Here is a 14326-nt window from a genome sequence, read left to right as displayed (position 1 = left end):
AATTAGATAATGCTGTTTTTATCAAGAAATATAAAGGGGTATCGTGGAAAAGGAGACAGCTATCATGCGAAAGTTCATTTCATCAAGCCTTGCCCTGATGATGGTCGTAGGAGCTTTTATAATGCCTATGAATCAAAAGACTGTAATGGCAGCAAATGGAATTAGAAGCGTAGTAAGTAACATGACAACTAGGCAGAAGGTAGCCCAGATGATCATGCCCGCTCTACGTACCTGGACAAGCGGCGATGATGCAGTCCCTGCTACTACTCTAAGTGATGAGCAGAAGGCTGTCCTTATGAAGTACAGCTTTGGCGGTGTCATAATCTTCGGCCAGAATATAGAAGAAGCCGGCCAGACCACCCAGCTAATAAGCTCTATGCAAGAGGCCAACGCCATGGGCGGCGCTGTAAGCTCTCTTTTAGTATCTATAGACCAGGAGGGAGGCTACATAACACGCCTTTCTACAGGAACTTCCATGCCCGGCAATATGGCTATAGCTGCAACTAATGACCCTGACAATGCATACCTTGCAGGAGACGTAATAGGAAGTGAGCTTTCTGTTCAGGGCATCAATGTTGACTTTGCTCCTGTCATGGATGTTAACAACAATCCTTCCAATCCTATAATCGGAGTCAGGTCTTTCTCAGATAATCCGGAGATTGTATCACAGTACGGAGCCCGCTTTATAGACGGCCTTCATAATAACCACGTCATGGCAGCTCTCAAGCACTTCCCCGGACATGGCGATACAGATACAGATTCTCACACAGGACTTCCTCTTATAGAGAAGACCTATGATCAGTTAAAAGAACTTGAGCTTATCCCATTTACACAGGTAGCTTCATCAGCAGATTTTGTCATGACTGCTCATATCCAGTATCCCAATATAGAGACAGGAACCTATACATCTATTTCTACAGGTGAAGAAGTATATCTTCCTGCAACTTTGTCCAAAACTATCCTTACAGATATCTTAAGAAAAGATATAGGCTTTGAAGGCGTTATAGTAACAGATGCAATGGAGATGGATGCCATAGCAAGTCACTTTGATCCTATGGATGCAGCAAGACTTGCCATTAATGCAGGTGCCAATATGCTCCTTATACCGGTAGATATCTCATCACCTGATGATGTCAAAGAGCTGGATGATTATATAAATGGTATAGTTGCCGGAATAGATAGCGGACTTATATCCATGGACTGCGTCAACGATTCTGTCTACAGGATCCTAAAAGCAAAATCTAAATACGGCCTTATGAACGATGACTCTCTTAACGAACTAGGAAAGTCAGAGCTTATAACACCTGATCCTGAGCTTGCAAAACAGGTAGTTGGATCTAAAGAGCATCATGACATTGAGTGGAAGATAGCACTTGAAGCTGTAACTTCTATCAAAAATGATAATGCATATCCTGTATCAGATGATAAGAAGACAGTTATCCTTTATTCTAATGATAATCAGAAAAACTCCATAGACTTTGCCAAAGCTCTCCTCGTAGCAGAAGGCAAGGTAACTAGCCCTGACAATATAATTAGTATATGCGCTAAAGACGCTTCAAAAGAAAGCCTCACAGCAGCTATCAAAGGTGCCGATACCGTGATCATGTTATCAGTATCATATTCCAAGGAGGCTTCCAACGAAGACCTTGTACATGAGCTTATAGCAAAGACCCATGATAACGGCGGTAAGTTCATATTATTAAGTGCCCACCTTCCATATGAACTATCTTCATTTACAGATGCCGATGCTCTTATTGCCTGCTACAATTCAAGAGGCATGGAGATGATCCCGACAGGTGAGTCCAATAGACCTAAGTACGGCGCCAACATCCCTGCAGCCATATATGCAATCTTTGGCGGAAGCGACATCACAGGCACACTTCCGGTATCGATAAACTGATCTCTTCACATTTTGCTGGCAGCAGGGTAGCATATATGTTTATAATATGAGGTAGGGGTCAAAAGGAACTTTCGACACCTACCTCATAATATTGTTATAAGTCTACTTTTCTTGAAATGTTTTGGGAGATCGTTATGGGACAGTATTTAAATCCTGGAAAAATGTCTTATCAGATGGCTGTTAATTCGGATATATTTGTTGATAAAACACAGATGATACTTTTTCTAAATGGTTTGGTCAATACTCAGCAGCGGTATGTAAGTGTTTCCCGCCCACGCAGATTTGGAAAAACCATGGCAGCTGACATGATCTGTGCATACTATGACAGGGAAGCAGATAGTAGAGAGCTTTTCGAGGCATTAAAAGTTTCTGAATCAGATACAGGTATTGGAAAAAAATCCTGGGATGATTTTTTAGGTGCATTTGATGTCATAAGAATTGTCATGACCACATTTACCAGGAACAAGAAAACTTTTGATGAAGCTCTTGATGCTATGCAGAAACTTGTATCAAGGGAGATCAAGAAAAAGTATCCGGATGTAGATTATTTTGATGACAAGGATCTCATTCAAATGATAGAAGATGTCTACGCAGAGAATGGCCAGCAGTTTGTCATTGTTATCGATGAATGGGATGCGGTTTTCAGAGAGTTTCCATCTGATAAAGAAGGTCAAAAAAACTACCTCGATTTTTTACGGGATCTTTTTAAAGATAAAAGTTATATAGCACTTGCTTATATGACCGGAATTCTTCCAATAAAAAAATATGGTAAACATTCAGCTCTTAATATGTTCACAGAGTATTCCATGATGTTTCCAAGGCAGCTTGCAAGATATACTGGCTTTACGGAAGAAGAAGTTAGTGGTTTGTGCAAAAGCTATGGGCGTGATTTCGATACAATAAAATCCTGGTATAATGGTTATGAAGTAAGCGATATTATACCTCCGGATCCAAACTATCAAGAATTGAAGGCCACAGGTAAATCTCCGGAAGGAACCAGATATTGTTTGTATAGTCCGTTGTCTGTTGTAGAAGCTGTAAGTACAGGCGTTATCAAGGATTATTGGAATAAAACAGAAACCTATGAGGCTTTGTCGGATTATATCATAAAGGATTATGACGGCCTTAAAGAGGCTGTTACTCTGCTTATGGACGGTGCCAGGATTCATATCGATACCTCGACATATCAGAATGATATGACTACATTTACAGGCAAGGATGATGTCTTATCATTACTTATTCATCTTGGATATCTTGGATATGATGATGTTGCCGGTGAAATATATATTCCTAACAAAGAGATTCTAGATGAGTTTAAGACATCAACAAAAGGTAGTGAGTGGGTCGAAAGTTTTAAGGCGTTTGATATATCACAGGAACTTCTTGAAGCTACATGGGCAAAGAATTGTGATAAAGTTGCTGAAATTTTAGAAAAAGCTCATGACCTTACAGGCAATAAGACATATAATGATGAAGCTGCTCTTAGCTATGCAGTTCAATATGCTTATTATGCTGCGCAGAAATACTATACGACCATTTTGGAATTGGATTCCGGTAAAGGCTATGCTGATATAGTTTTTATCCCATCACCTAAGTTTTCAGACAAACCGGCTATGGTTATAGAGCTTAAGTACAATAAGGATGCGGAAACAGCTCTTTCTCAGATCAAAAATAGAAATTATCCTGACAGACTTGAGCATTATAAAGGAAACATATTGCTTGTCGGGATAGATTATGACAAAGATGTATCAAGTACAAACAAAGAATATAAACATCATAAATGTGTTATAGAAATGGCATGACTTTATGGGAGCCTTGGAGAGCGTATCTTCAGGGCTCTTTTTGCGCTTGTGATATGTTTAGCTATAGTAAAAGTTCTTGACACATCTCCTTTACGTTATGTATAGTAAAAAATAGGTTAATCGCTAAACTTAAAACTACATAGCGGACCCAGACAGGAGAAGGGATGAACTTAAAGACTATTGCAAAGCTTGCAGGAGTAAGTACTGCCACAGTCTCCAATGTTATAAACGGCAACTATCACAAAGTTTCAGAAGATACCAGAAGAAAAGTTGAGAAGATCATCAAGGATTCCAATTATAAACCAAATGCTGTAGCAAGATCCCTTGCTAAGAAGGAAAGCCGTCTTATAGGCGTAGTCCTTCCCTATATAGGGAAAGATGAAGACTTCTTCTCTAACCCCTACAACGCCCATATGATAGCAGCCCTTGAAAGACTCGTAAGAAATCATGACTACTACGTTATGCTTAGGTGCGTTGCAGATCCAAGAGACATTGTACCTCTTCTTAATTCCTGGAATGTAGACGGAGCCTTCTTCCTTGGCGTATACAAGGATGAAGTCAGAGATATCAAGAAGACCATAGATATTCCCATGGTATTCATAGATACCTATGCTCCTGGTGAAAAAATAGTTAATGTAGGCATTGAAGATTACCGAGGAGGTTACCTTTCTGCCAAGTACCTTATAGGAAAAGGGCATACAAGATTAGCCCTCGTAGCTCCCGTAAGCGGCGGAGAAGGCGTTATCAGCCAAAGACAGCAAGGTTTTATGGATGCCTGTAAGGAAAGCGGCATTAAGTTTGATCCTGATAAGGACATATTTAACTGTGCTTCAACTTATAACAGTGCCATAGAGATAGGTCAGGATATAGTCTTTGCAGGAAGAGGATATACAGGCGTTGCAACTATGTCAGATATAGTAGCATATGGTCTTATCGAAGGCTTTAGCCAGTGCGGCTATAAAGTACCTTCTGATATCTCCGTCGTAGGCTTTGATAACCTCCCTGACTGCGATTTCATGACCCCAAAGCTAACTTCCATAGCCCAGGATTACGAATGGAAGGCAGCCAAGGCTAGCGAGTATCTCTTTAAGATGATAGAAGAAGGTGGCAAGGATCTCGTAGTAGATGAACGCCAGCCCATAAGAGTCAAGGAACGTCAGTCTGTAAGGGATATTTCAGGCTAATAATAACCAATTTCTCCACTAAGACTATTATTTAGAATATATTTCTGATTATATTTCAGTAATATATATCTGAATATATCTATGTTCCAATACCACATAAAAGCCAACTAAGGTCCGGTAAATATAGTAAATGCATTTCAAACATTTACTATATTTACCGGACCTTTTTTGCTTGTTAAAGCGCTCGTAGACAAGGCTCATGTTATAAAAGATACTATCGACTGGACAAAATATATTTGCATTTACAAGAAGCTATAAAGACAGCACCATTATCTGTATCTACAACCTGTCCAAAAGGCAGCAGTCTGAGTTTGATCTTTCACAGATTCTTACAGGAGATGAAGAGGTTTTATTTAGCGGAGTAAACGGAGCATATCAGGAAGGCGGAGATAATCCATTTGCAAGAGATAACCTTGATCCATGGTCTTTTTATATACTGGTAAGGTAAAACGCATAACATACACAGGTAAATAATTCAATAGTGAAAAATAAATAATTAATCGCACCACCATTTATTCATTTTATGGAAAATGTTTAAAAGAGGTTGACCGTTTAACTAAGAGAGATTATATTACTGGTAAAGCGATTAACCAAACAGGTATTTTAAAAAAGTAACAGGTAAAGATTATATCTAGGAGGGTAAGAAATGAAAGTGAAAAAGTTAGGAGCTCTTATGATGAGCGCTGTTTTGGCAGCAGGTTTTATGACAGGCTGTGGAAACAAAGATGCAGGAACTGGTAATGCTTCTAAGGACAATACCACTCAGGCTCAGGGCGAAACAGGTACTGAAGATGTAACACTCAAGATCTGGGTTCCTGAAGAAGAGGTTGAGATCACAGATCAGATGGTCAAGAATTTCGATGCTGAGCATGACGAATTCAACATCACCTATGAGATCGCTGTAGTTGGTATCGACGAAGCTCCTCAGGCAGTTGAGACAGATGCTGATACAGCAGCAGATATCTTCTATACACCAAGCGGCGGTGTTGCAGATATGGCAGCGAAGGGACTGCTTCTTCCTGTAACCAAGGATTTCGATACCATAAGTGCAGATCTTCCTGAGAGTGCACTTACAGCAGTTACTGTTGACGGTCTTACATATGCAGTTCCATTCTCACCTAATACATATTTTATGTATTACAACAAGGATCTTTTTACAGAAGAAGAGGTCAAGAACCTTGATACTATGATGGCCAAGGATCTTGGAGATGGCAAGTGGAATTTCAGTACACAGATCACAAACTCCTGGTACATCGAGAGCTTCTTCCTTGGAGCAGGATGTACACTCTTTGGACCTGACGGAAAAGATGCAGCTGACTGCTCATTCAATGATGAAAATGGTCTTGCAGCAGGTGAGTACCTTATCGATCTTGCTACAAATCCTAAGTACCTCGAAGATGCTGATGGTGTCGGCGGTTCAGCCTTCAAGGAAGGTAACCTTGGCGCAGTAACATCAGGTGCATGGAGCGCTATCGAGTTTAAAGAAGCTCTTGGCGATAAGCTTGGAGCTGTTGCTCTTCCTACAGCCAATATCGGCGGCAAGGAAGTTCAGCTTTCTAACTTCGTAGACTTTAAGACTATCACAGTTAAGTCCAATACTGCATATCCACTCTGCGCACAGCAGCTTGCAGTATACCTTGCAAACCCTGAGAACAGCCTTACAAGATACAAAGAGCAGGGCGATGTACCTGTACTTAAGTCTCTTGCAGACAGCGATGATATCAAGAATGATTTCGTAGCAAGTGCCCTTAATGATCAGGCAGCTCTTGCAACTAACCAGCCCAGCATCCCTCAGATGGGTGACTACTGGACACCTGCTCAGGCACTTGGTGAAGGAATCTATAACGGTGATATCACCAAAGCTAATCTTCAGGACAATCTTGATGCACTTGTAGACAGCATTACAGGAACACTTACAGAGTAAAAAGGTATGATTTCTTGAATGTAAATTACAGAAACGCGCATTTACTGCGCGTTTCGTGATTCAGTGAATCGGTTGGCAATAGAGCCTTCACCGAAGGTGAACTGAATTGGCTCTATTGCTGCATTTTTGAATCTTTGATTCAAAAATGTATGACTGTAAAGTAGTCAGGGGGCTGCTTATGGCGGTCCCCTTTATCTTTGAACGGAGCATATACATTATGAACAATGAGTACAAGGATAGAAACTTCATAACTATTTTTACCAAAGGAGACATCTTTTCAAAGCTCTCTTACATTTTTTGCGGACTTGCCAATATCCGTCACGGTCAGATAATTAAAGGTTTATTGTTCTTCCTTTTAGAAGTTTCCTATATCTTTTTTATGTTTTTAAAGGGAGGCTCCCTGTTATATGACCTTTCTACACTGGGTGAGAATACTCAGGGGATGGCATTTAACGAAAGCCTCGGAATCTATGAGATGCAGCAGGGAGATAACTCCATGCTGATACTTCTCTACGGCGTTATGGCTGTAGTTGTCAGCGCTGCTTTTATAGCAGTATGGCTTTTTTCTATCTATTCAGGTGAAAATGCCAGAAAAAATCATATGGCAGGCAAGCATGTCAATAACTTCATTCAGGATGTAGCCAGCCTTGCAAATGAGAATATTCGTTTTCTGTTCCTGGGTATACCGGTTGCAGGACTTTCTATATTTACGGTAATGCCTCTTTTATACATGATACTTATGGCATTCACCAACTATGACTCAGAGCATCAGCCTCCGGGCAATCTCTTTGACTGGGTAGGATTTACAAACTTTAAAACGCTTCTTTCAGCAGGTGACAGACTTTCAGGAACCTTCTGGCCTGTTCTTGGATGGACTTTAGTATGGGGATTTCTTGCAACATTTTCCTGCTACTTTGGCGGAATGATACTTGCCATGATCATTAATTCAAAAGGTATTAAGTTCAAAAAGTTCTGGAGGACTATTTTTGTCTTTACCATGGCTATACCTGCATTTATCTCACTTCGAGTAGTTGCGACTATGCTTGGTGAAAGGGGCATTTTTAATGTTCTTTTGCAGCAGTGGGGATTTACCTCTTCAGCCCTTCCATTTCTGAGTAATACCATGTGGGCCAGGGCATCAGTTGTAATAGTTAACTTCTGGATCGGTGTACCTGTAACCATGCTCATGGTAAGCGGTATCCTTATGAATATTCCGGGAGAGCTTTACGAAAGTGCCAAGATTGACGGTGCAAGCCCTTTTACCATGTTTAGGAAGATAACATTCCCTTATATGTGGTTTGTTACAACTCCGTACCTTATTTCTAATCTTATAGGTAACTTTAACAACTTTAACGTAATCTACTTCCTTACAGCAGGAGAGCCGCACACACTTGATTATTACAAGGGCGCAGGCAAGACAGACCTTCTTGTAACATGGCTTTACAAGCTGACCAAAGATAGTAACGACTATAACCTTGCAGCTACTATCGGTATCATCATATTTGTTATATCCGCAACCTTTACACTTATCTCTTTCTCAAGATCTAATGCAATTAAGAATGAGGAGGGCTTCCAGTAATGAAAAAAATAGTAATAGGACTTAACCTAAGGCACTTCTATAAAGCCTTGGCAGCAGTGATATTTGGCTTTATAAGCCTTTTCCTTCCTTATGTATCAAGAGATGGGATGAGATCTTCACTTATAGGAACAGCCTTTAAGCTGTTAGCTGCATCTGAAAGCTCTAAGATCACATTTTTTGTATACCTTACAATTATTCTTACAGTTATATCTTTTGTATTTGGTCTTATTAACCTTTTTAAAACTTCAGTTAAGACCATGAAGATATGGCAGTGTGTTCAGGCGTTAAGTACAGTTTTTTGGACCTTCCTTATTTTTTCATCCAAGATGATCTTAGAAGCAGCGCATCTTCAGACATCTTTTATGAACAAGTATTTAGGAATAGGTTTCTGGATAGGCCTTATAGCTGCATATGCAGGTCTTGTATTTATCATGAAGACTACACAGACCAATACAGGTTATATAGTTCTTACAATACTTGGAACTATATGGATGTTTCCTATTTTGTGGATCATACTTACTGCTCTTAGAGCAGAGCAGGGCTATTATGTAGGATACTTCTTCCCACATAAGCTTACGCTCCAGAACTTCATTAACCTCTTTAGTAATGAAAGTGTCCTTCCTTTTGGAAGATGGTGGGTTAACACTATGATAGTTGCTATCTGCAGCTGCGTGATCAATACACTTATCGTACTTATGACATCTTTCATTCTAAGTCGTACAAGATTTGGAGGAAGAAAAAAGTTCATGAACATCCTGATGATAATCGGAATGTTCCCCGGATTCATGTCACTTATAGCCGTTTACAACATCTTAAAGGGACTTGGCCTTAACCAGTCTCTTATGGCACTTATCATTGTAGGCGCTGCAGGTGCTGCAATGGGATATCATGTCAGCAAAGGATTTTTTGACACGATCCCGAAGGCTATTGATGAAGCTGCGATCATAGATGGAGCGTCAAGATTTCAAATATTCACACATGTAACACTTCCTCTGTCTAAGTCTATCATCGTATATACAGTCCTTGGTAACTTCCTTGGAGCGTGGTCGGATTATATCTTCCCAAGTATGCTCTTTGGCGACAAGCAAAGTTCTTACACAGTAGCAGTAGGTCTTTACTGGCTGACAGATTTTAGACGTATAGATACCTACTATACACAGTTTGCCGCAGGCGCTGTTGTAGTAGCAGTACCTATCGTAATACTGTTTGTATGGCTCCAGAGATTCTATGTTGAGGGTCTTTCCGGTTCTGTTAAGGGTTAGTTAATAAGTTTTAGGTAAAGTATATGGATAAATTTTTAGATAGTATTTATAGCGACGGTACAAGGGGATTTGAAAGTGGAACACTTTATAACTTGGCCTCTAAGTTTGCGGGCTTGTAGTTAATCGTAGATGATAATTTGACCTTTTTGTCAGGGATGTTGCTAATTAAGAGGGTGTATATGATTATAGGTAATAAATATAGAATTACTATACTAACAGGTCGCTTGATAAGACTTGAATATAACGAACAAGGAATCTTTGAAGACAGGATAACCAAGACTGTTGTAAACAGAGATTTTGATAAGGTTTCTTATGAATTAAGAAGATTCGGTGATCAGATAGAGACTGGTAAAAAAGAGAATAGTCAGATCCAAAATGATCCGGTAGAAAATAGTCTGATCAAAACAATAGATACCAATAATATATTAAGTGAGTTCATAGAAATAGAAACAGACGACCTGATAATAAGATATGATGAGAAGAGCTTCAGTGCTCAGGGCCTTTCTATAACTTTAAAAGAAACAGGATCTGTATGGCATTACAGTATCACTTATGGTAACTCTGATGAGAACCTCTTCGGAACAGCCAGAACTTTAGACGGATGCGATGGCGGTCTGTGGCTTGAAGAAGGTATCTTTGGAAAGCGCGGCTACGCTGTTCTCAATGATACAGGTAGCCCTGTAGTTGTATCTGGGATAGGTGATAACCCTTCATCTTATGAATATGCAAACCGCGATGGCAGCGGAATAGATATTTACTTCTTTGGATACGGCAAGGACTTCTATGGAGGTCTTAAGGATTTCTATAAGCTCTGCGGCAAGACTCCTATGATTCCAAGATATGCTCTTGGTAACTGGTGGAGCAGGTATTATAGATATACAGAAGAGTCTTATAGTGATGTCCTTGATAATTTTAAGAAGATGGAGATACCGCTCTCAGTAGCTGTCATCGATATGGACTGGCATATTACAGAAGTTGATCCAAAGTACGGAACAGGCTGGACAGGTTATAGCTGGAACAAGGATCTTTTCCCTGATCATAAGAGATTTCTAAAGATGCTCCATGACAGGGGACTTGCTACAACACTTAACCTTCATCCGGCAGATGGCATCAGAGCTTTTGAAGATATGTACAGGGAGGTTGCAGAGAGTGTCGGCATAGATCCTGATTCAAAGGAGCCGGTAGAGTTTGACTTTTCTGATAAGAAGTTTAGAGATGCATATTTTGAAAAGGTTATGCATCCTTATGAAGATGACGGGGTGGACTTCTGGTGGATAGACTGGCAGCAGGGAACAGGAAGAGACGCGGAGGACGTTGATCCACTTTTCCTTCTCAATCATTATCACTATCACGATCAGGAAGGCAGGAATATAAGGCCTATGATCTTCTCAAGATATGCAGGCCCGGGAAGTCACAGATATCCTGTTGGATTTTCCGGAGATACTGTCATGACCTGGAAGAGTCTTGACTTCCAGCCTTATTTTACCAGCACTTCAAGTAATATAGGTTACGGCTACTGGAGTCATGATATCGGCGGTCACATGATGGGTGACAAGGATGATGAGAGACTTATAAGATGGATCCAGTACGGAGTATTCTCTCCTATAAATCGTCTTCACTCCAGTAGCAGCGCCTTCCTTAACAAGGAACCATGGGCTATTGACGAGCCTTATCGCGGCGTCATGACAGACTATTTAAGACTTCGTCACAGACTCCTTCCATATCTATATACAGAAAGCTTCAGAGCATATGAAGAAGATAAGCCAATAGTAAGACCTATGTACTACCTGTTACCTGATGATGAGAGAGCCTACAATGTCCCATGCGAATACGGATTTGGCGATGAGCTCATAGTCGGTGCCATTACAAGACCTATGGATAGAGAACTTAGGCTATCTACTGTGAACATGGTACTTCCAAGCGGCCACTGGTATGACATCTTCACAGGCACTATCTATAATGGCGGCATTATGAGGAAGATGTACAGACGCCTTACTGATATCCCTGTTCTTCTTGGCGAAGGCGGTATAATTCCTATGTCTCTTGATGATAAGACTAATGGAGTAGTAAATCCATCAGATATCAGGCTCTGTATAGGATTTGGTCAAAACGGATCTTACGAAATGTACGAAGATGACGGCATCACCATGAACTATTTAAGTGGCAGCTATGTTAAGACAAGATTTGAAACAGCAGTAGATCAAGATACTCTTCATATCGCCATAGCTCCTGCAAGAGGTGATCTGTCACTTATTCCGGATAAGAGAAAATATGAAATAAGTATATATGGAGCAGAAGTATCTGATTTAGATAATATTGTTATTAAAGGTATATCCGATATTACTGATGATAATGATACTGAAAATAATGATATCGACAATGATGATACTGTCAATAATAATACCAAAGACAGTGATGCTATAAATGATTGTACTAAAACTTCTGGTAGTGAAGATGATGGTATTTTAAAACCTGAAGCAGTAAGTTATGATAATAGCCGCAGGATCTTAAATATCGCCATCGGAAGCATCGCAACATCAAAGGGAGCAGTAGTCACAGTATCAGGTATTCATAAAGCCTATAATGACTACAAGAAGAAAGTCTTCGATATACTAGAATATGCATGGATCTCGATCATGACCAAGGATCTTGTAAATGGTAAGCTCATTAGCATGTCAGATGATGAATTTTTAAGCTGGCTAAAAGAAGCAGATATCTCTGAAAACTTAAAGAATGCCATAACAGAAATATATGCTGATAAGTAATATACTGCATAGCATAAGTTGGTATGATAAACGCAGAAAATTAGACCAATTAAAGGTGATTATCAGTCTAAATGCTATAATATTTTATTGATTTAGACTAACTAAAGATGATTCCGAGTCTAAAAACTATATTTTTTAATCGAAAAAGACGAATTAAGTGGTATAATTAGTCTGAAAGTGATATTATACTGGTAAAAGAAGTACTGATAATGTAGGCTTTTTCAAGGATGATTTCGATTGGCTCTCGAATTGGTGCAGCGAGCTCCACTAATATCGACACATTAGCTACTAATTTCTCTCGCTATATGAGGATTAAATGGATGAATAAAATAATAGGCCGAGTCGATGAACAAAGAAGACTGGATAAGTGCATGAAAACTGTTGAGGCACAGCTTATAGCGGTATATGGAAGGCGTAGGGTTGGAAAAACTTATCTAATAAGGAACTATTTCAATGGGCGTTTTGATTTTATGCTTACCGGAATTAATAATGCTTCAAAAGATGATCAGCTCCAGAACTTTATCATGGAGCTGAATAGTCAGACCAAGAAGCAGTATCCAAGACCTCAGACTTGGTTGGAAGCATTTTCACTTTTAAGAGATTATATTGAATCTTTGGATGTTGACAGTAAACATGTGGTATTTTTTGATGAAATGCCATGGATGGACACACTAAAGTCTGGTTTTTTATCTGCATTTGAATGGTTTTGGAATGGCTATGGCAGTACCAAAGACAACCTTGTTTTTATAGTCTGTGGTTCAGCAACTTCGTGGATGATGGAAAATATAGATAATAACCATGGTGGATTATATAACAGATTGACATGCAGAATTTATATTAGGCCATTTTCTTTAAAGGAAACAGAGGAATACCTAAAATCTAAAGAGATAGAATGGTCGAGGTATGACATAGTGCAGTGTTATATGATTATGGGAGGAATTCCATATTATCTAAGGTTGCTTGATTCTGAATTGTCATACAATAATAACATTGATAATCTGTTTTTTAGGAAAAGAGCTGAACTTTGGGATGAGTATACAAACTTATACAGTGCTCTTTTTAAGAATAGTAATCAATATGAAAAAATAGTAGAAGCTTTGAGCAATAAGAAATCAGGATTGTCCAGAGAACAGATAATAAAAGAAACTGGACTTTCAAACAATGGTACTTTGACAAGAATGCTAAATGATCTTGAATATTCTGGTTTTATACGAATTAATGATTTTTATGGAGCGAAGACAAAAATCTATCAGTTAGCTGATTATTATACTCTTTTTTACTATAAATTCATCAGAGATAATTATGGCAATGATGAGCATTATTGGGCACATACTCTCGATAATGCTGCAAGAAGAGCATGGTCAGGTTATACCTTTGAACAGGTATGCAAAGATCATGTAGAACAGATCAAGAAAAAACTGGGAATATCCGGAGTGTTATCAGGAATATCTACATGGAGCAAAAAGGGTGATAGCTCAGGTAAAGGCGCACAAATAGACTTAATTATTAAGCGAAGGGATAGAGTTATTAATTTGTGCGAATGCAAATATTCTACGGATGAATATGAAATAGATAACGAATATGAAATGAATCTGAGAAATAAAGTTTCAGCATTTATTTCTAATAATCGTGTAAAAGAGTCCATTCAGTTAACGATGATAACGACATATGGTGTAAAAAGAAACAAACATAGTAGTGTTGTTAATAGTGAAGTTACTATGGATGATCTGTTTGAATGATACCCTGCCCAAGTGTTTTGGTCACAAAAACTGTTGTAAATGACATAAAAAATGATATTGTACATCACAAATAATAGTGATAGCTTTAGGATATAGCTTTCTTGACAATGCATGAGAAGCTATTACTAAAGCTATCATTTTTATATGTTAAATATTGTTTGGACTATTATA

At 39.1% G+C, this 14326-nt stretch carries 9 protein-coding genes; all 9 read left to right on the top strand.

The window, feature by feature from the left end:
* Positions 1-64 precede the first annotated feature (64 nt).
* On the top strand, positions 65-1900 hold the full coding sequence (locus tag BMX21_RS10725) for a glycoside hydrolase family 3 protein (protein WP_143057244.1): 1836 nt from the start codon (positions 65-67) through the stop codon (positions 1898-1900).
* Between the two features lie 134 nt (positions 1901-2034).
* The gene (locus BMX21_RS10720; protein WP_092044105.1) at positions 2035-3702 is read left to right on the top strand and encodes an AAA family ATPase; all 1668 of its coding nucleotides are present in this window, start codon (positions 2035-2037) and stop codon (positions 3700-3702) included.
* Positions 3703-3866: 164 nt separating this feature from the next.
* Complete coding sequence (locus BMX21_RS10715) at positions 3867-4886, top strand: LacI family DNA-binding transcriptional regulator (RefSeq protein ID WP_092044102.1); 1020 nt, start codon at positions 3867-3869, stop codon at positions 4884-4886.
* Positions 4887-5097: 211 nt separating this feature from the next.
* Positions 5098-5334: an alpha-glucosidase C-terminal domain-containing protein gene (locus BMX21_RS20195; RefSeq protein WP_092044222.1), complete on the top strand. Its 237-nt coding sequence runs from the start codon at positions 5098-5100 to the stop codon at positions 5332-5334.
* A gap of 198 nt (positions 5335-5532) precedes the next feature.
* A complete protein-coding gene (locus tag BMX21_RS10705; RefSeq protein ID WP_092044100.1) occupies positions 5533-6810 on the top strand; it encodes an extracellular solute-binding protein in 1278 nt (425 codons plus the stop codon).
* A gap of 217 nt (positions 6811-7027) precedes the next feature.
* Positions 7028-8389 (top strand): carbohydrate ABC transporter permease, encoded by a 1362-nt coding sequence (locus BMX21_RS10700; RefSeq protein ID WP_242952908.1) that lies wholly within the window; start codon positions 7028-7030, stop codon positions 8387-8389.
* Positions 8389-9651, top strand: a complete 1263-nt coding sequence (locus BMX21_RS10695) for a sugar ABC transporter permease (protein ID WP_092044097.1) — start codon at positions 8389-8391, stop codon at positions 9649-9651. Before BMX21_RS10700 ends, BMX21_RS10695 begins: the two co-directional genes overlap by 1 nt.
* 179 nt (positions 9652-9830) lie before the next feature.
* Positions 9831-12416 carry a glycoside hydrolase family 31 protein gene (locus BMX21_RS10690; protein WP_092044094.1) on the top strand — a complete coding sequence of 862 codons (2586 nt, stop codon included), beginning with the start codon at positions 9831-9833 and terminating at the stop codon, positions 12414-12416.
* 320 nt (positions 12417-12736) lie between these two features.
* On the top strand, positions 12737-14155 hold the full coding sequence (locus tag BMX21_RS10685; protein WP_092044092.1) for an AAA family ATPase: 1419 nt from the start codon (positions 12737-12739) through the stop codon (positions 14153-14155).
* The last annotated feature ends 171 nt before the right edge of the window (positions 14156-14326 follow it).

The organism is Butyrivibrio sp. TB, from assembly GCF_900110805.1.
GTDB classification, from domain to species: domain Bacteria; phylum Bacillota; class Clostridia; order Lachnospirales; family Lachnospiraceae; genus Butyrivibrio; species Butyrivibrio fibrisolvens_C.
This window is presented reverse-complemented; position numbering and strand designations above follow the sequence as displayed.